This is a genomic window from Marinibacterium profundimaris, from assembly GCF_002210095.1.
Taxonomy (GTDB): domain Bacteria; phylum Pseudomonadota; class Alphaproteobacteria; order Rhodobacterales; family Rhodobacteraceae; genus Marinibacterium; species Marinibacterium profundimaris.
Genome location: NZ_AQQR01000005.1, coordinates 16,102 through 34,516, shown reverse-complemented (window position 1 = coordinate 34,516; position 18,415 = coordinate 16,102). Strand labels below are relative to the sequence as shown.

16 protein-coding genes and 1 pseudogene are annotated in these 18,415 nt (G+C 66.9%); 3 read left to right on the top strand and 14 right to left on the bottom strand.

Going from position 1 to position 18,415, the window contains the following annotated elements; genetic code table 11:
* Together ATO3_RS13915 and ATO3_RS13910 are read right to left on the bottom strand one after the other, a co-directional pair.
* Nucleotides 1-2,058: a hydantoinase/oxoprolinase family protein gene (locus tag ATO3_RS13915; RefSeq protein ID WP_088650483.1), complete on the bottom strand. Its 2,058-nt coding sequence runs from the start codon at nucleotides 2,056-2,058 to the stop codon at nucleotides 1-3.
* Between the two features lie 236 nt (nucleotides 2,059-2,294).
* Nucleotides 2,295-3,188, bottom strand: coding sequence for a LysR family transcriptional regulator (locus tag ATO3_RS13910; protein WP_233152146.1), 894 nt, complete (start codon nucleotides 3,186-3,188; stop codon nucleotides 2,295-2,297).
* Between the two features lie 99 nt (nucleotides 3,189-3,287).
* On the opposite strand from ATO3_RS13910, the gene ATO3_RS13905 reads away from it, so the two are divergent.
* A complete protein-coding gene (locus ATO3_RS13905; RefSeq protein ID WP_088650481.1) occupies nucleotides 3,288-4,391 on the top strand; it encodes an NAD(P)/FAD-dependent oxidoreductase in 1,104 nt (367 codons plus the stop codon).
* Nucleotides 4,392-4,393: 2 nt separating this feature from the next.
* On the opposite strand, the gene ATO3_RS13900 is transcribed toward ATO3_RS13905, so the two are convergent.
* Nucleotides 4,394-5,719 carry an NAD(P)/FAD-dependent oxidoreductase gene (locus tag ATO3_RS13900; protein WP_088650480.1) on the bottom strand — a complete coding sequence of 442 codons (1,326 nt, stop codon included), beginning with the start codon at nucleotides 5,717-5,719 and terminating at the stop codon, nucleotides 4,394-4,396.
* Nucleotides 5,720-5,881: 162 nt separating this feature from the next.
* Between ATO3_RS13900 and ATO3_RS13895 the strand changes: the two genes are divergently transcribed.
* Nucleotides 5,882-6,376, top strand: coding sequence for an Lrp/AsnC family transcriptional regulator (locus ATO3_RS13895; RefSeq protein ID WP_088650479.1), 495 nt, complete (start codon nucleotides 5,882-5,884; stop codon nucleotides 6,374-6,376).
* Between the two features lie 77 nt (nucleotides 6,377-6,453).
* Here ATO3_RS13895 and ATO3_RS13890 read toward each other — a convergent pair whose 3' ends face one another.
* From ATO3_RS13890 to ATO3_RS13845, 11 genes and pseudogenes are all read right to left on the bottom strand, one after another.
* Nucleotides 6,454-8,118 (bottom strand): ABC transporter ATP-binding protein, encoded by a 1,665-nt coding sequence (locus ATO3_RS13890; protein ID WP_088650478.1) that lies wholly within the window; start codon nucleotides 8,116-8,118, stop codon nucleotides 6,454-6,456.
* Nucleotides 8,118-8,972 carry an ABC transporter permease gene (locus ATO3_RS13885; RefSeq protein WP_088650477.1) on the bottom strand — a complete coding sequence of 285 codons (855 nt, stop codon included), beginning with the start codon at nucleotides 8,970-8,972 and terminating at the stop codon, nucleotides 8,118-8,120. The genes ATO3_RS13890 and ATO3_RS13885 overlap by 1 nt, the downstream gene beginning before the upstream one ends.
* Nucleotides 8,972-9,928, bottom strand: coding sequence for an ABC transporter permease (locus ATO3_RS13880; RefSeq protein WP_198963277.1), 957 nt, complete (start codon nucleotides 9,926-9,928; stop codon nucleotides 8,972-8,974). The genes ATO3_RS13885 and ATO3_RS13880 overlap by 1 nt, the downstream gene beginning before the upstream one ends.
* A 101-nt stretch (nucleotides 9,929-10,029) precedes the next feature.
* Nucleotides 10,030-11,640: an ABC transporter substrate-binding protein gene (locus ATO3_RS13875; RefSeq protein ID WP_088650476.1), complete on the bottom strand. Its 1,611-nt coding sequence runs from the start codon at nucleotides 11,638-11,640 to the stop codon at nucleotides 10,030-10,032.
* 81 nt (nucleotides 11,641-11,721) lie between these two features.
* The gene (locus ATO3_RS13870; RefSeq protein WP_088650475.1) at nucleotides 11,722-12,453 is read right to left on the bottom strand and encodes an HAD-IA family hydrolase; all 732 of its coding nucleotides are present in this window, start codon (nucleotides 12,451-12,453) and stop codon (nucleotides 11,722-11,724) included.
* Between the two features lie 311 nt (nucleotides 12,454-12,764).
* Nucleotides 12,765-13,316 (bottom strand): annotated as a pseudogene (locus tag ATO3_RS29195) (NAD(P)-dependent oxidoreductase); the annotation flags it as partial.
* Between the two features lie 24 nt (nucleotides 13,317-13,340).
* Complete coding sequence (locus tag ATO3_RS29190; protein ID WP_233152144.1) at nucleotides 13,341-13,676, bottom strand: Rossmann-fold NAD(P)-binding domain-containing protein; 336 nt, start codon at nucleotides 13,674-13,676, stop codon at nucleotides 13,341-13,343.
* Nucleotides 13,676-15,046 (bottom strand): aspartate aminotransferase family protein, encoded by a 1,371-nt coding sequence (locus ATO3_RS13860; protein ID WP_088650474.1) that lies wholly within the window; start codon nucleotides 15,044-15,046, stop codon nucleotides 13,676-13,678. The genes ATO3_RS29190 and ATO3_RS13860 overlap by 1 nt, the downstream gene beginning before the upstream one ends.
* Before the next feature lie 16 nt (nucleotides 15,047-15,062).
* Nucleotides 15,063-15,935, bottom strand: a complete 873-nt coding sequence (locus ATO3_RS13855; protein WP_088650473.1) for a GNAT family N-acetyltransferase — start codon at nucleotides 15,933-15,935, stop codon at nucleotides 15,063-15,065.
* A gap of 130 nt (nucleotides 15,936-16,065) precedes the next feature.
* Nucleotides 16,066-17,163, bottom strand: coding sequence for an acetylornithine deacetylase (gene argE, locus ATO3_RS13850; protein ID WP_088650472.1), 1,098 nt, complete (start codon nucleotides 17,161-17,163; stop codon nucleotides 16,066-16,068).
* The gene (locus ATO3_RS13845) at nucleotides 17,163-17,531 is read right to left on the bottom strand and encodes a cupin domain-containing protein (RefSeq protein WP_088650471.1); all 369 of its coding nucleotides are present in this window, start codon (nucleotides 17,529-17,531) and stop codon (nucleotides 17,163-17,165) included. Before ATO3_RS13845 ends, argE begins: the two co-directional genes overlap by 1 nt.
* Nucleotides 17,532-17,737: 206 nt before the next feature.
* Here ATO3_RS13845 and ATO3_RS13840 point away from each other — a divergent pair, with 206 nt between their 5' ends.
* A complete protein-coding gene (locus ATO3_RS13840; protein WP_088650470.1) occupies nucleotides 17,738-18,403 on the top strand; it encodes a haloacid dehalogenase type II in 666 nt (221 codons plus the stop codon).
* Nucleotides 18,404-18,415: the final 12 nt, after the last annotated feature.

The following is an 18,415-nucleotide window of genomic DNA, read 5'->3' as shown; positions in this document are numbered from 1 at the left end:
TCAGTCCTCGAACTGCAGGTGGATGTTGAGATTGCCGTCGACACGGGCATGGGCGCCCACGGGGATGGCGAAGGTGGTGTCTTCCTGGCTGACGATGGCCGGGCCGTCGAAGACGGTGCCCGGGGCCAGCGACACGCGGCTGTGCAGCGGCACGGGGCGCCAGCCACCGATATGCACCTGCACGTCACGGGCTTCGCCCGCCTCGACCTCGGCCAGTTCGGTCAGGTCGGGCTTGGGCCCTGCCCCGATCGCCGAAAGGCGCAGGTTGACCATTTCGATCCGGCCTTCGGGATCCGCGAAATCGTAGATGCGGCGGTGCGTCTCGTGGAAGGTCTCGGCCATCTTCGGCAGGTCCGACAGCCATTCCGGCTCCAGCGCCACCTCGATTTCGTAGCTTTGGCCGGCATAGCGCATGTCGCCCGAAAGCTTCAGGTCGATGGCGCCTTCGTGGCCCTGTGCCTTAAGCCAGGCCTTGCCTTCCTCGGCCAGCGCCTGGAAGTGGTCGCGCAGCAGCGGCAGGCGCTCTTCGTCGAGATCCGCAAAGACGGTGCGGATGAAATCGCCCTTGAGGTCGGCCACCAGGCCGCCAAGCGCCGAGACGACACCCGGACGGCGCGGCGCCATGACACGGGGCATGCCCAGTTCCTTGGCAAGGAAGGCACCCAGCATGGGGCCGCCACCGCCGAAGGGCATCAGCGCGAAGTCCCGCAGGTCGACGCCGGCACGCGAGGACAGCTTTTCGACCTCGACGAACATTTCCGACACGGCGATGTCCAGGATCGCCTGCGCGGTCTCTTCCACCCCGCGGCCCAGCTTCCCGGCCAGTTCCCCGACGACTTCACGCGCCAGGTCGACCTTCATGTCAAGCTGGCCATAGGCCATTTCCGAATGGCCCAGCCAGCCGCAGACCGCCATGGCATCGGTCACCGTGGCGCGGGTGCCGCCCCGGCCGTAGCAGGCCGGTCCGGGGGTCGAACCGGCGCTTTCCGGGCCGACGCGCAGCACGCCGTGGTCATCCACCGAAGCGATCGAACCGCCGCCGATCCCGATCGAGCTGACCGAGACCGAGGGGATGTGCAGGGGGAATTCGCCCACCAGCTCGTCCGAGCCGAACTGCACTTCGCCGTCGATGATCAGCGCGAAGTCCGCCGAGGTGCCGCCGATGTCGAGCGTCAGGATGCGGCTTTCGCCCGCCTGACGCGCCAGCCATGCGGCGCCGATCACGCCCGAGGCCGTGCCCGAAAGCAGCATCGACACGCAGTCGCGGCTGCCTTCACCGGCGCTCATGACGCCACCGTTGGACTTGGTCAGCATGGCGCGGGCGGGCACGCCCTGTGCCTTCAGCCGCGCCTCCAGCGCTTCAAGGTAGCCCGACACGCGCGGGTGGACGTAGCCGTTGAGGATCGCGGTCGAGGTCCGCTCGTATTCGCGGATCACCGGCCAGACCTCGGAGGAGGTGAAGACGAAAAGCTCGGGCGCGAGGGCCTCGATCTTATGCCGGATTTCGGCTTCCTGCGTGCTGTCGCGCCAGGAGTGCAGCAGGGAGATGATGATCCCTTCGGCACCCGCGGCCTGCGCCTTGGCCACGGCTTCGGCCACCGCGCCCTCGGGGGCATCGGTGCGGCGGCCATCGGCGCGCATGCGCACCGGCAGGCCGAAGATCATGTCGCGCGACACCAGCGGATCGGGGCGGTGGCAGAACAGCGAATACATGTCGGGCATCCGCAGGCGGGCAAGCTCGATCACGTCTTCGAAACCGGCGTTGGTGAACATCGCCATCTTCGCGCCCTTGCGCTGGATGATGGTGTTGATGCCAACCGTGGTGCCGTGGACGAAGCGGCTGACCGCCGCGGCATCCAGGCCTTCGCGCTCGGCCAGCAGGTCAAGGCCGGTGCGCAGTTCGGCGCCCGGATCATCCGGCGTCGTCAGAACCTTGAGCGAGGCGATGCGCCCCGAGTTGGCTTCCAGCGCGCAGAAGTCCATGAAGGTGCCGCCGATATCGACGCCGATCTTCCAGTCTTCGCTCTGCCTGTCTTTGCCGGGGGTTTGGCCGTCCATGGGTCATCGCCTTTCGTTTCGTTTGCCCTAATCGAGCAGACGACGCGACGGCAGTCCAAGTCGGATGACAGCCCATCCCATAAGGCAAGCCTATGGGCCGGTCCTGGGCGGGGCGGAGGACGAGGCGGAGGACGGGGTCGGTACGGGGTCGGTACGGGGTCGGTACGGGGTCGGTACGGGGCCGGGCCCGGGGACGCGACGGGTACGTGGCCCGGAGGCCACGCTTGCGAATAGGCTTACGGGTGAGCCAGCCCATCGGGCAGCAGCGCGCGAATCTGGCCGCGCATCAGCTCTTCGGCGCGCGACAATGTCTTGCCGCGCAGCGTCAGAAGCGACAGTGGCAGCGCCGGAGAGGCCGCCAGCGGGCGGATCTGGATGCCGTCGAACTGATCCCAGGGCAGCAGGGAATCGACCACCGCGATGCCCAGCCGGGCCTGCACGAAGCCGACCGCCGAAATCGACGTGTCGATCTCGAGCCGCGGTTCGAAGCGGTGCCCGGTGCGGCGCGCCGCCTTGGCCAGCTCGTCATGGGGGCGGGTGGCGGCGCGGTAGGAGATCACGAACTCCTCGCTTAGTTCGCCAAGGCTGATGGCCTCCTGCGCGGCCAGCGGGTGCCCTTCGGGAAGCAGGCAGCAAAAACCGGTGAGCCCCAGAACCTCGACCTCGATCTCGTCGGGCATCCGGTCGGTCAGCGCCAGCGCCAGCGCCGCGTCGCCCTCGCGCAGCATGGTATGGAGCGATTGCACCGGCGCCACGTTGCAGCGCAACGCGATGTCGGGGTGGCGCGCGCGGTAAGCCGCCATGACCCGCGGCAGCAGCGACATGGCGGGCGGGGTGGAACAGCCGATCCGCACCAGGCCCGCGCGGCCAAGCTTGAGATCGGCGGTCTTGCGACGCAGCCCTTCAAGCTCGCCGAACAGGCGCTCGGCTTCCGGGTAAAGCTCCTGCGCCTCGGGGGTGGGTTTCAGCCGGCCCTTCTCGCGGTCAAACAGCGCAAAGCCCAGCTCGTCCTCGGCATGGCGCAGCACCTGGCTGAGCGCGGGTTGCGAGATGTTGAGCATCCGCGCCGCCTCTGTCACCGTCCCGGCCCGCATCACCGCGGTAAAGACCTCCAACTGACGTGCACGCATGGGCCGCTCCATAGGTTTGACTTATACCCTTGCTCATATCCCGTCTTTGACGGTGGGGTCCATGCCGGGTTTTCTGGAGGCGCACGGAAAGGAGCTCTCATGCAGGTGATCGTACTCGGTGGCGGGCTGATGGGCAGCGCCACGGCTTTCTTCCTCGCACGTCGCGGTGTGCGCGTGCAGCTGATCGAACGCGGCCATATCGGCGCGGGGGGCACCGTGGCCTCCTTCGGCAATATCCGCCGCACCGGGCGCGCGCTGCAGCAATTGCCGCTGGCGCGTCGTTCGCTTGGCCTGTGGAACCGCGCCGAAGAGCTGCTTGAGCGCGACGTCGAGTTCCGGGCCACAGGCCACCTGCGGCTGATCTTCGACGAGGCCTCGCGCGCCGACATGCTGCGCTATTCCGATGACGCGCGCCCCTTGGGCCTCGAGCTGGAGCACCTTGAACCCTCCGAGCTGCGTCATCGTTTTCCCGGGCTTGGCCCCTCGGCGATCGGCGCCAGCTATTCGCCGCGCGACGGCAGCGCCAATCCGCGCCTGATCGGCCCGGCCTTCGCCGATGCCGCCGCCCGCGCTGGTGCCCGGATCACCGACCAGGCCGGCGTTCCGCAGATCACGAAAACCGACAGCGGCTTCCAGGTGAGCACGGCGCAGGGTGACTTTGGCGCCGATGTGCTGGTGAACTGCGCCGGCGCCTGGGGCACCGAGATCGCCCGCCAGTTCGGCGAACCCGTCCCGCTGACCGCCCACGGCCCGCAGATGGGGGTGACCGAACCCCTGCCCCACCGCATCCTGCCGGTGGTCGGCATGTGGTCGCAGGACAGCGGCGCCTACCTGCGCCAGGTCGAACGCGGCAATGTCGTGTTCGGCGGCGGTGTGCCGCGCCAGCCGGTGGGTGACACCGGGTTTGCCACCTACGACCCTGCCGGCCTTGCTCCGCAGCTTGCGAAGGTGGTCAAGCTGTGCCCGGCCCTGGCCAACGTGGCGATCATCCGGCAATGGTCCGGCTGCGAGGGCTACACGGCGGACATGCTGCCGGTGATGGGCCCCTCCGGCACCACGCCCGGCCTGTTCCATGCCTTCGGTTTCTGCGGGCACGGTTTCCAGCTTGGGCCGGGTGTCGGCGATGTCATGGCAGAGCTGATCGCGACCGGCACCAGCGAGACGCCGATCGGTGGCATGTCCATCGACAGGTTCGCGGCGTGATCTCAGAACTGCGCCACTTTTCCCCATTGCGAGGCATCAAAGCGGCTCAGGCTGTACTGGGCGACATCGGTGATCGGGCTGCGCCCGGTCAGCAGGTCGGCCACCAGGTGCCCCACGCCCGGCCCGATGCCGAAGCCGTGCCCCGACAGGCCTGCGGCCAGTGTCACCCCGGGAATGCCGATATCGCTGTCGATCACCGGCACGCCGTCGGGCGTGCTGTCGATGTAGCCCGCCCATTTCGCCTGCACCGGCAGACCCTTGAGCGCCGGCAGCAACCGCTGCGCGCGGCGCAGGGTTTCGGCCACCAGGGCCTCCGAGGGCCTGGGATCCAGGATGCGGACCCGTTCCATCGGGGTTTCGCGGTCAAGCGCCCAGATCCGGCGGGTCTCGAAACCGGCCTGCCAGGCCTGAAGCCCGCCCGGCGCGAGCGCGCGCCAGCGCTTGGCGAACATCGGCAGGAAATGCCTGGCGCCGCGCAGGGTGCCCGGGGTCGGATCAAAGTTGCTCTTGCCGGAAATGGCCAGGGTATGCGCGCCGTCGCCGCGGCGGGTGATCGAAACGGCCGCGGTGTGCAGCGCGGGCGGCAGCCCTTCGGCGCCGGGCGCAACCGACAGGATCGAACTGCGCACCGAGGCTTGCGGAAAGAAGATGCCCGACTGGTGCAGGAAGCTGCCCGCCCAGGCCCCGCCGGACAGCACGACCTGCCTGGTACGGATCGTCCCCTGTTCGGTCACGACCCCGCAGACCGCGCCGGCTGCGGTTTCAATGCCCCGCGCCGCGCAGTTCTGGATCACCGTGCCGCCATGCTTGAGAATGCCGCGGGCAATCAGCGGCGCCGCCCGCGAGGGATCTGCCGTGCCATCGGTGGGCGACCAGACGCCGCCCGCCCAGCTTTTGCCGGTGTCGCGGGCGCGCTCGGTCGCCTCGGCAGTGCCCAGCATCCGCGTGTCCACGCCCTCGCCGCGCGCGAAGGCGCCCCAGCGGGCCCAACCGTCAAGCTCGGCCTGGTCATCAGACAGGTACAACAGCCCGCAGCGGCGAAAACCCAGATCCTCGCCGATGTCCGCGGCCATCTCTTCCCAAAGCGCGAGGCTGCGGGTCGAAAGCGGCAGTTCGCGCGCGTCGCGGTTCTGCTGGCGGCACCAGCCCCAGTTGCGGCTGGACTGCTCGGCCCCCACGCGGCCCTTTTCGACAAGCACCACCTTGTGCCCGGCACGCGCCAGCCAGTAGGCGGCGCAGGTGCCGACGATCCCGGCGCCGATAACCACGCAATCGGCGGACTCGGGCAGCTGTGTCTGGGTGTCGATGTGCAACAAGGGGGAAGGCATTATTTTCACCTTTATTTCCGGCAACTTCTACGACGGGGCCGCCAGATGCATCTGCCGGATCACGGGGGTGTCACGGCATTTCCTGTCGAATGCAATTGACTTGCGAGATGGGGTGCCCTTCACAAGACACGTACGGTGCGCAGACTCCGAGGACCGAGGACAATGACCGCAAGCTACAAGCTCGACCGGATCGACCTGAAAATTCTTGCCGAGTTGCAGCGCAATGGGCGGATCACCAATGTCGAACTGGCCGACCTGGTGCACCTGTCGCCCTCGCCCTGCCTGATGCGGGTCAAGAAACTGCAGAAGGCGGGCTATATCACCGGCTATGCGGCGCAGATCGACATGGCCAAACTGGGCGAAACCCTGACGGTCTTTACCGAATTCACCCTGAGCAACCACCGCCAGATCGACTTTGCGCGCTTTCAGGAGGCGCTGGAAAAGGTCGATTGCTGCGTCGAATGCCACCTGGTGTCGGGGGGCTATGACTATCTGGCGAAATTCGTCACCGCCTCGATTTCGGATTACCAGACCATCGTCGAAGGGCTGATCGACCGCAATATCGGGATCGACAAGTACTTCAGCTTCGTGGTGATGAAGACGCCCTTCTCGAAGACGCAGATGCCGCTGACGCACCTGTTTGCCGACAAGGTCTGAGCCGCCATCGCAACCGCCGCCTTCGTCCGGGGGCCGGACCTGCGCGGGCCGACCTTCTTGCATGCGGGTGCGAACACTCAGCGGTTGGCGAACTGCGCCAGCAGCTCCGGGTCCTGCTCGAGCCCGGACAGCCAGCCGGTATCAAGCCGCGGCACCGAGGAGATCAGCAGCCGCGAATAGGGATGCGTCGCCTCGGTGGACATGCGCGCGGCGGGCAGTGCCTCGACCACCTCGCCCTTGTACATGACCAGAACGTCATCACAGATCGCCTCGACCGTCGACAGGTCGTGGCTGATGAACATGTAGCTGAGACCCAGTTCCCGCTGCAGTTCCTTGAGCAGCTCGAGGATGGCCGCGGCCACCACCGTATCCAGCGCCGAGGTGATCTCATCGCAGAGGATCAGTTCGGGGTTGGCGGCCAGGGCACGGGCCAGGTTCACCCGCTGCTTCTGCCCGCCCGACAGCTCTCCGGGAAGGCGGTGGCGCAGGGCGGCCGGCAGGTGCACCATGTCCAGCAGTTCGGCCACCCGCGCATCGCGCGCCTTGCCGCGCAGCCCCTCGTAGAAGGTCAGCGGACGGGCCAGGAGTGTGCCGATGGAATGCGTCGGGTTCAGCGCCGTATCGGCCAGCTGGAAGACGATCTGCATCCGCCGCAGCTCTTCCTTGGAGCGGCTTTTCAGATCGCGCTTCTGCTCCATGCCATCGACCATGACCGCGCCCTGATAGGCGGGCAGGATCCCGGCGACAGCCCGCGCCAGCGTCGATTTGCCAGAGCCGGATTCGCCGATCACGCCAAGGTTGCGGCCCCGTTCGATCTTGAAGTTCACGCTCTTGAGGATCTTCGCCGCCGGCACCCCGTTGCGCATGTGGCCGTAGCCCGCGCTCAGGTCGTAGACCTCGAGGATGGGCTTGGGCCGGGCCGGCTGGGCGGTTGGTGCGACCGGCTGATGCGGCACCGGTTCGAAGGCGGCAAGCAGCTGCTTGGTATATGCATGCTGCGGCGCGTTCAGGATCTGCTCGGCGGTGCCGACTTCCTGGATTTCGCCGCCCTTGAGCACGATGATCCGGTCGGCGATCTGCGCCACGACAGCCAGGTCGTGGCTGACGTAGACACCGGCGATCCCGCCCTTCTTCATCACCGACTTGAAGGCGCGCAGCACCTCGATCTGGGTGGTCACGTCCAGCGCCGTCGTGGGTTCGTCGAAGATCACCAGCTTGGGATCGCCGATCAGGGCCATCGCCGCCGAAAGACGCTGCAGCTGGCCGCCCGACACCTGGTGCGGATACCGCTGACCAAGGGTGTCGGCGTCCGGCAGGGCAAGCGCGCGGAACAGCTCGACCGCCTTCTTCTCCGCTTCGGCGCGGGGCATCAGGTCGTGGATCGCGGCGATCTCGATCACCTGGTCCATGATCCGCTTGGAGGGGTTGAAGGCCGCCGCCGCCGATTGCGGCACATAGGAGACCTCGGTGCCGCGCACCTGCATGCGGTCGCGTTCGCTCATCGTGGTGATGTCCGACTGGTCAAGCCGGATGGACCCGTCGTCGATGCGGCAGCCGGTGCGGGTGTGGCCCATCAGCGACAGCGCGATGGTCGTCTTGCCCGAGCCGCTTTCGCCGATCAGCGCGACGATCTCTCCGGGGGCGATGTCGAAGTTCACGCCCTTGATGATCTCGACCTTGCGGCCGGCGTCGGTGGTTGCGCCAATGCGCAGGTCACGGACGGAAACGAGGGGTTCTGTCATCATTCGCTCCTGTCGCGGATCTTGGTGGGCAGGTTGTCGATGAACATGTTCACCGAGATGGTCAGCGAGGCGATGGCGATCGAGGGGAAGATCACCGCCGGCGCGCCAAGGCTGAGCCCTTCGATGTTCTCGCGTACCAGCGCGCCCCAGTCGGCATTGGGCGGCTGCACGCCAAGACCCAGGAACGACAGGCCGGACAGCACCAGCACGATGAACACGAAGCGCAGACCCAGGTCGGCCAGGACCGGACCGAGGATGTTGGGGAAGATCTCGCGCAGGATCAGGTAGGGCGTGCTTTCGCCGCGGGCCCGGGCAACGGTGACGAAATCCATGGTGTTGACGTTCACGGCCAGCGCCCGGGCAAAGCGATAGGCGCCCGGCATGTAGATCGCGGTCAGCGTCAGCACCAGCACCGGGATCGACGAACCGACGGCAGCCACGACGACCAGCCCGAACAGCAGCGAGGGGATGCCGTTGAACGCGTCAAGCAGCCGCGACAGGATCATGTCGAACCAGCCACCGGCGACAGCGGCCACCATGCCAAGGATCACCCCCAGCGTGCAGGCCAGTGTCACCGCGGCCAATGCGATGCCGACGGTATAGCGTGCGCCCATCAGGATGCGCGAGAAGATGTCGCGGCCAAGGTAATCGGTGCCCATCCAGTAGTCACCGGTCATCGGGCCGAAGAAGTCCCAGTCGACGATCTCGCCGGGGGGATAGGGAGAGAACCAGGGACCGACGAGCGCGACGAGTGCCCAGAACAGGATGATCCCGAGGCCGATGCGCCCGACCCAGTTGAAGCTCCAGCTTGGGCCCTTGATCGTGGTGGTGGTGGAGGAGGAGTCAGCCATCATCAACGCAGCCTCGGGTTGGAGAGAAGGGCGATCACGTCCGCAAGGGTGATCAGCGACAGGTAGCTGACGCAGAAGATCATCGCGCAGGACTGGATCAGCGGCAGGTCACGGGTGCTGACCGCATCGACCATCAGCTTGGCGACGCCGGGATAGCTGAAGATCGTCTCGACGATGATCACACCGCCGACAAGGTAGCTGAGCGACAGCGCGACGGCGTTGGCGATCGGCCCCAGGGCATTGGGCAGCGCGTGGCCCAGAACCATGCGCTTGCGCGAGGCCCCCTTGAGCAGCGCCATTTCGACGTAGGGCGTGTTGATCGTCTCGATCACCGCGGCGCGGGTCATGCGGATCATCTGCGCCGAGATCACGAAGGACAGCGCGATCACCGGCATGGCATAGGCCTTCAGCATCGCGGAAAGCGAGCTGACATCGACGCCGTAGCTGAGCGCGGGCAGCCAGTCGAGCCAGACGGCGAAGATCAGCACCGCCAGCGTGGCGACCATGAACTCGGGCACCGAGATGACCGAGATGGTCAGCACCGTGACGATCCGGTCGAACAGCGAGCCGCGCCACATGGCGGCCCCGATGCCGAGGCTGAGCGCGATCGGCACCGAGACCAGGGTCGTCAGACCGGCAAGCTTCAGAGAGTTGCTGAGCCGACCCGAGATCAGTTCTGCCACGTCCATGTTGTTCACGTAGGAGTTGCCCAGATCGCCCTGTGCCAGTCCCAGAAGCCAGCCGACGAAGCGGCTGATTGCCGGTTCGTTCAGCCCCATGGCCTCGCGCAGGCCGGCGACGGCCTCGGGGGTGGCGGCTTGGCCAAGCAGGATTTCGGCCACGTCACCGGGCAGAAGTTCGGTGGCGAAGAAGACGGCGAAGGACACGATGACCAGCGTCAGCAGGGCAATTCCAAGCCGCTGTATCACCAGGAACCATGGCTGAAGCGATTGGGGCAAGTGGGCACCTCTTTCGGCCGGGGGTGTCAGTTCAGGTATCGAAAACAATGAATGCCGGGCCCGCGTCTGTCACGCGGGCCCGGCTTGCCAGGGGCGCTGGATCAGTTGTTGAGCCAGACGTACTCGGCGAAGGCATAGCCCATCATGCCGCCCAGCGGGTTGGCCTTGAGGCCGCCCAGCTTGGCCGAGAAGGCATCCATGTTGGAGATGTAGACCGGAATGGCGGTACCGGCTTCGTTGGCAACCATCTCCTGCATGTCCCAGTAGATCGATGTGCGGCGCTCTTCGTCGAGCGCGCCACGCGCTTCGATCAGCATCGAATCGAACTTCTCGGACTTGTACTGGCTTTCGTTCCACGGAGCATCCGAGGAGTAGAGCAGCGAGAACAGGATATCGGGGGTCGGGCGGGGGTTGATGTTGCCGAAGTGGATCGGCGCCTTCAGCCAGTAGTTCGACCAGTAGCCGTCGGAGGGCACGCGATCGACCTTGATGTTCATGCCGATCTGGCTGCCTGCCTGCTGCACGATGGTCGCCATGTCGACCGATGCGGTGGCGGCGTCGGATGCCGTGATCGGGATCTCCGTGCCCAGCACACCGGCCTTTTCGAACAGCGCCTTGGCGCGCTCGGGGTCGAATTCGCGAGGCTTGATATTGGGGTTGTGGTAGCGGTTCGCGGGCGAGACCGGCTGATCGTTGGCGATCTCGGCGAAGCCGCGGAAGGCGGATTTCTGGATCGCTTCACGGTTCAGCAGGTACTTCATGCCTTCGACGAAGCCGGCCTTGTCACCGGGGTTCATGTCCAGGCGCATGTTCAGGTTGGTGTAGTTGCCCGAGGTGCTGACCAGGGTCGACACGTCGTCGCTGCCGTCAAGCAGGCGCGAGGAGCGCGGGTTGACCGCCGCCGCATAGTCGATGTCGCCCGAAAGGAGGGCGTTGACGCGGGCGTTGTTGTCGGGGATCGCGAAGAACTCGAAGCTGTCGAGGTAGGCGCCCTGCTCCTTGAAGTAGTTCGGGTTCTTCACCGCGATCGAGCGCACGCCGGGTTCGAAGACCTCGCAGATGAAGGCGCCGGTGCCGTTGGCCTTGGAAAAGTCCGTGGTGCCGTCGGCGACGATCATGAAGTGATGCAGCGCCAGGATTGTCGGCAAGTCGGCGTTGGGGGACGCCAGTGCGATCTTGACCGTCAGGTCGTCGACCTTGGAGATCTCCGTCATCTGCGCGGCGATGGAATTCACCTTGGACCCGACAGCCGGGTCGAGATGGCGGTTCAGCGAGAATACGACATCTTCGGCCGACAGGCTTTTGCCATCGTGGAAGGACACGCCCGACTTCAGCTTCACTTCCCAGGTCTTCGCATCGTCCGAAGAAATGGTGTCAGCCAGTTCCATCTGCACCTGGCCGGCCTCGTCGAGGAAGGTCAGGCGGTTGTAGAAGGCGCAGCAGCGCACGTAGTCGGTCGACAGCGATGCCTTGGCCGGGTCCAGCGTGTCGGCGGTCGAGGAGGACCAGCCCGCAGCCTTGAGCGTGCCGCCCGAAACCGGGGTGGCGGCGACGGCGGAAGAGGCGCGCATCAGCAGCGAACCGCCGGCGGCAGCAGCAACGCCCGAGGACATAAGCATTTTCAGCAGATCCCGGCGCGAGGCGCCGCGGCGGATCATGTTCTCGACCATCGCATCATCGCGGCTGGTCCAGTTGTTGGGGGTCTTGGTCATGTCAGTCTTCCCTGTTGCCATGATTGAAGTTGAAAAACCGGACGATCTTCCCGCCGCCTCGGATGGTTTGATGCGCCGGGCTCAGCCGTCGAAGGCGTCGTCGGCCGCAAGGGCCAGTTCGATCAGCGCGTGAAAGTGGTAGCCGGGCTCGGTGAATTGGCGCGGCTCGATGGTTGCGCCATAGCCCTTCTGCGCGTGCCGGCGCTGGATCCAGGCGTTGGTCATGCCCAACTCGTCCGAGATGCCGATATCGTGGTGCTGGCTTTGCGCGGTATGCAGGATGTCGTCCTTGCTGCCGCCGTCTTCGCCGACATGGGCAAAGACCTGCAGAAAGAACGCGGGGTTCGGTTTCTCGCAGCCGGTATCGTCGGTGGTGAAGCTTGCCCAGAACGGCTGGCCCAGCTTCTCGGCGTATTTGTCGAAGGCCCAGCGGCGGGCGTTGGTCATCGCGATCAGCTTGTAGCGCGCCTTGAGACGGGTCATCGCCTCGGCGCTGTCGGGGAAGGGCTTTGCCTCGCCCACCGCGTCGATCATCAGCTGCCGGTATTCCGGGGTGTCGGGCAGGCCGAAAGCATCGGCGATGCGCGCGTAGCAGCGGCCCAGGTCATCGGGGAACAGCCCCGCGTCGCGCGCGTACCGGGCATCGCGGTAGACCGAGAGCGCGGCCTCGCCGTCCACGTCGACGCATTCGCGCGCGGCGATCGTGGCCAGACCGTCCTTGATCGCCGCCTCGAAGTCGATGAGCGTGCCGACCACGTCGAACGAGACGTAGCTGAAGGCCGTCAGCGGCTTTGTGGCGGTGGTCGTCGGCATCCCGTAAGTCCTTTCAGCGATATGTCTGCGCGAGACGCGCCGTGATCCGTGCCGGGAAGCGGGCCTGTCGCAGAATCTTCTGCCTTGCCTGAGTTTCCTGGCCGATTCCCCCCGGCTTGCGCCGGTTTCCCCGGGATATCGGCGGAAACCTGCATGTTCCCGTGGAGACGTCACGCCTCCGTTCTTTTCAATTTCCCTCAAAGTGGCGCTTGCGAAACTCCGAAAGCAGCCGGGGCGGCGGCATTTTCTTTCGTATTCCCCGGGCAGGCAGCATTTCTGCACCACGAACGAGGAAGGGACGTTTGCCTGGCTCAGTACCCCCGCGCCTGGTCGACCAGCCCGGGGATGGGCGCGCCGCTCCGGCTGGCGCGCAGAACCTCAAGCACCTGGGCCGCGCCTTCGCGGGCATCGGTGTTGGCGGCGACATGCGGCGTGATGACCAGCCGCGGATCGGCCCAGGCCCAGTGATCCGCCGGCAGCGGCTCGGGGTTGGTGACATCAAGCATGGCAGAGGCCAGTTGTCCCGTATCCAGCGCGCCCTTCAGCGCCGCCATGTCAAGCTGCGCGCCGCGGCCCGCGTGAACCAGCATCGCCCCCCGCGGCAGTTTCGCGAAGAACGCCGCATCCATCAGGCCCCGCGTTTCGGCGGTGAGCGGCAACAGGCAGATCAGGATGTCGCTGCGCGCCAGGAAGGTCTCCATCGCCCCGGCGCCGAAGGCCTCGATCCCGTCCACGGCGCGCCCCGAGCGCGACCAGCCGGCCACGTCGAAGCCCATGGCGCGCAGGGTCTCTGCGGCGCGAAGCCCGATCCGGCCCAGCCCCATGATCCCCACGCGCGCGCCGCCGGCAAGCGGCACCGGGTGGGCCGCCCAGCTGGCCGCGCGCTGCTAGTCGATATAGGCCGGCATCCCGCGGTGCAGCATCAGCGTGGCCATGACCACCCAGTTGCGCACCATTTCCTCGATCCCGGGAGCCAGCATGCGCACGAGGCGCACGCCGTCAGGCATCACGCGCATCTGGTCTACCCCCGCGCCGGACGAGATCACGATGCGCAGGTTCGGATAGCGCCGCAGATCCTGCGGCGGCTGCCAGCAGACGATATGGGTGATCGCGGCGGGGTCGGTCACCGCCGCCTCGCCCACGATCATCTCTTCGCCCGCCGCCGCGAAAAGCGGCTTCCAGACCTCGGCGCGATCCGCCGTCGAGAGGTAGAGCAGCGCCATCAGGCCATGGCCGCGCGGATTTCCGGATCTTCCAGCGTCTGATCAAGAACGGTCCGGGTGCGTTCGACGATGGCGTCGATTTCCGCATCGGTGCAGCACAGCGGCGGCGCGTAGCCGAAGATGCCCTGCGCGAAGCTGCGCACGATCAGGCCCTGTTCCCAGGCGCGGTCGAAAAGGCGCGTGGCAGGCTGCACCGAGGCGGGCAGCGGCGTCTTGCGTTCCTTGTCGGTCACCATCTCGACGGCGGCCAGCATGCCGCGGCCGCGCACGTCGCCCACCAGCGGGTGATCGCGCAGCGTATCGAGGCCCGCCAGCAGCCGCGCCCCGGCCTTGCGGCCATTTTCCAGCAGCCCGCCTTCGTAGAGTTTCAGCACCTCGAGCGCGACCGCAGCCGACACCGGGTGTGCCGAATAGGTGAAGCCGTGGCCCACGGCCTTGGCCCCTGCCCCTTCGGCAATGGTTTCATAGACATGATCGCGCATGAAGACCGCGCCCATCGGCACATAGCCCGAGGTCAGCCCCTTGGCGCAGGTCATCAGGTCGGGCACGATGCCCTCTTCCGCGCAGGCGAACAGCGGCCCGGTACGGCCGAAGCCGGTGATGACCTCGTCGGCGACGAACAGGATGTCCAGCTCGGCGCAGGCATCGCGCATCGCCTTGACCCAGCCCTTCGGCGGCACAAGCACCCCGCCCGAGCCCTGGATCGGCTCGACGTAGAAGGCGGCAACCTTGTCTTCGCCGATGGCCGCAACCTTGGCCTTCAGCTCGGCGACGGAGGCATCGATGATCTCCTGGTCGGTCGTCAGCGGGTTGCGGTAGGTGTAGTGCGACGAAATCTTGTGCTGCCACTGGTAGGGCACGCCGAAGCCGTCGTGGAAGCCCGGCAGCGCGGTCAGGCCCGCGCCCATGGTCGTCGAGCCGTGATAGCCCTGCTCGACCGAGATGAACTGATCGCGGTCCGGCTGGCCCTTGGCGTGCCAGTAGTAGCGGATGAAGCGGATCGTGCTGTCCACCGCGTCCGAGCCGCCAAGGCTGAAATAGATGTGGTTCAGATCGCCCGGGCTGCGCTCGGCCAGCGCGGCGGCAAGCCGGATCGGCGCTTCGGAGCCCAGATCGAAATAGCCGGTGGCATAGGGCAGCTGGCGCATCTGTTCGGCGGCGGCCTCGACAACGCTTTCATGGCCATAGCCGGCGTTGACGCACCACAGGCCGGCGAAACCGTCGATCAGCTCGCGGCCTTCGGCATCGGTGACGGTCGCGCCCTTGGCGGAACGCAGCACGCGCACGCCGCGCTCTTCGTGGCCACGGAAGGACGAAACCGGGTGGACAAGGTGCTGGCGGTCCAGCTCGATAAGGGAATTGCTCAGCATGATGCTCTCCGAGTGGTCAGCCCATCGCCTGCGAGACGAGGGCGTAGGTTTTGAATTCCGTTTCGGCCACGGGGTCTGTCGCGGGGTCTGCAACCGGGCGCGCGGCCTTCTTCATCGCGGTGCCGCCGCCCGCATGGGCCAGGCCAAGGCTTTCGGCATGGGACGCGAGCGCGGGATCGGACAGGTCGATGCGCAGGAAGTCCCCGGCGCAGCGGCTGGCCCCGGCGGCGATCAGCGCGCGGGCGGTCGCGGCATCCTGCGCCACAACCGGGCCAAGCACGCTGCCGCGTCCGAAGGCGCGCAGCAGGGCAAAGCCGCGCTCGGCCTGCAGCAGGGTGCCCTCGCGCAGGATGTCGGCAATCAGGCCCGCCCGGGCAAGGCCGCTGGCGGACGTGTCCATTGCCGCCAGCACGGCGACATCGGTCGTATCGGCGGCCCCATCGTCCACCTGAACGGGCACCTCGGGCGCGGCGGACTGCGCGATGCCCTGGTGCTGGAAGACCTGGCCGGTGACCGCGAACCCCAGTTTCTCGTAAAGCGGCAGCCCGTCGACGGTGGCCGTCAGGCGCATCTCTGCCGCGCCGGCAAGGTCAAGCACCGCCTGCATCAGCTTGCGGCCCACGCCCTGACCGCGCATGCGCGCATCGACGATGATCATGTTGATCGTCGACACCGCGCCGAAGGTCGAGCAAAGCGCGGTGCCCAGCACCTCGCCTGCCCTCAGCGCCACGATGCCTTGCGACACCGAAAGCGTCAGCGCCCAGTCCTCGGCGCGGTGCGGCCAGCCGGCCTCGCGGGACAGGCGCAGCGCGCCCTCGATATGGCCGGCCTCGAAGGGGACGATGGTGATTTCGGGCGCGGCGGCCGCAAGGGGCGAGGCAGAGGTCATCGGCGGGGCTCTGTGTCAGGGGCTATCGGGGTCAGGCTAGATCACGCAGGGCGGCAGGTTCGCCCTGATCCGTGGCGCGCACGGCAGGTTTCCCTGTGGCGACCCCGGGCCGCCGCAGGATATGCCGCGCTCAGCAGAGCTGCCGGCCAAGCGCAAGGACCATCTCGGTCGCGCCGGCAAGCTCGGCTTCGGTCAGGTACTCCTCGGGCTTGTGCGCGCGCGCGATGTCGCCCGGGCCGCAGACGATCGAGGGCACGCCCGCCTTCTGGAACAGCCCCGCCTCGGTGCCGTAGGAGACCGCCTGACGCGGCGCATGTCCCGAGATCCCGGCGACGAGCGCCGCAAGCGGGTGATCGGCATCAAGCGCCAGCGCCGGGTAATCCGACAGCCAGTCCGCCTCGATGCCATCAAGCGCGCTCAGCGGCGCGAGGATCTGCGTCGGGTCGACGCCGGGGATGGCGCGCGCCTCGATGCAGGCCTCGGCATGGCCCGGAATGATGTTGAGCGCCTGCCCGCCCGCCACGGTGCCGACCTGCACGGTCGAATGGTCCGGGGCAAAGCGCGCATCGCGTGGTCCGCCCGCCAGGTCCGTGGCCAGCCGCACCGCGGCGGCAAGCGCCGGGGTCAGTGCATGGATCGCGTTGTGCCCCAGGTCGGGCCGCGACGAATGCCCGGTGACGCCCCTGGCCACCAGCCGCAGCGCCGCCTTGCCCTTGTGGGCAAGCACCGGCTCCAGTCCCGAGGGTTCACCGACGATGCAGCCAAGCGGCGCGGCGCACAGCTCGGGCAGCCGGGCCAGCAGGTGCGGCACACCGCGGCAGCCCGCTTCTTCGTCGTAGGACAGCGCGATATGCACCGGCGCGGTCAGCGCCATCGCGGCCAGTGCCGGCACGGCGGCAAGAACGGCGGCATCGAATCCCTTCATGTCGCAGGCACCGCGGCCTATCAGCCGATCGCCCGCCCGCCGCAGCACGAAGGGATCCGCCAGCCAGCCCGGTTCCTGCGCGGGCACGACATCGACGTGGCCCGACAGGATGTAGCCGGGCACCGAGGGATCGCCGATCGTCGCGAAAAGGTTCTCGCGGTCGCCCTCGGGTCCGACGATCCGGGTGACCCGCGCGCCGTGCTGCGTGAGATACTGCGCGACATGATCCATCAGCGCCGTGTTCGGGGTGCCGACGACAGTCGGGAAGGCGACCAGCCGCTCGAGGATCTCTGCCGCCAGCATCAGGAGGCGATCACGAAGATCTTGCGCAGCGGCTCGAGCGTGTTCCACGTGCCCTTGAAGCCCGGCTTCATCACGAAGCTGTCGCCGGCGCCGAAGATCCGGGGTTCGCCGCCGTCTTCGGTGATCTCGCACCGGCCCGAGAGGATGTGGCAGAATTCAAAGGTATCGCCCTTGATCGAGATGGTCTTTCCTTCGGTGGTCTCCCAGACGCCGGTGCGGATCGTGCCCCACTTGGCGGCCTCGGCCAGCGCCGTGTCCAGTTGCCAGGTCTTGTAGGCGGGCGCGCCCTCGAGCAGGCGGTCGGGGGCCGCGGTGCCTTCCTTGGGCGCGAATTCGGGAGCGGTTTCAACGGGAACGAGCAGGGCCATGGGAGTCTCCGGTATTGATCTTGGTTGCCTGGCGGCACAATGCCCCGCCCCGCCCCGCGACAGGCACCGAAAGCACGCGCCGTGCGGCAGTCCGTGCCGCGACCTGAGCGACAAACGCAATATCCTGCGCTGAAAGCGGGAAACGCGGCAGGCGCTGTCGCAGCGGGCAGGCCATGATCACGGCATCACGCATCCCGGAGACTGACATGACCTTCCGCCCCAAATTCATCACCTTCGACTGCCACGGCACGATGATCTACTTCGACATGGCCGGTGCCGCACGCGACTTCTACGGCGAGCAGCTTGGGCCCGAGAAGATCGAAGTCTTCATTCGCGATTTCTCAGCCTATCGCCTGGACGAGGTCCTGGGTGCATGGAAGCCCTATGCCGAAGTGGTGCACAACGCGCTGGAGCGGACCTGCAAGCGCAACGGTGTGGCCTTCGATCCCGATATCGCGGCAAAAGTCTATGACCGCGTGCCGACCTGGGGCCCCAACCCCGACGTGCCCGCCGGCCTGGCCAAGATCGCACCGCATATCCCGCTGGTCGCGCTGACCAACTCGATGAACAGCCAGATCCCGCACAACATCGAAAAGCTGGGCGCGCCGATCGAGCATGTCTTCACCGCCGAGAGCGCACAGGCCTACAAGCCGCAGATGCGCGCCTTCGAATACATGTTCGACATGCTGGGCTGCGGTCCGGAAGACGTGCTGCACGTCTCCTCTTCGTTCCGCTATGACCTGATGACGGCGCATGACATCGGCATCAAGAACAAGGTCTGGGTCAACCGTGGCCACGAGCCGGCGAACCCCTTCTACGGCTATACCGAGATCAAGGACGTGTCCGGCCTTCCCGGCGTCGTCGGCCTCTGACGGACCTGTCGT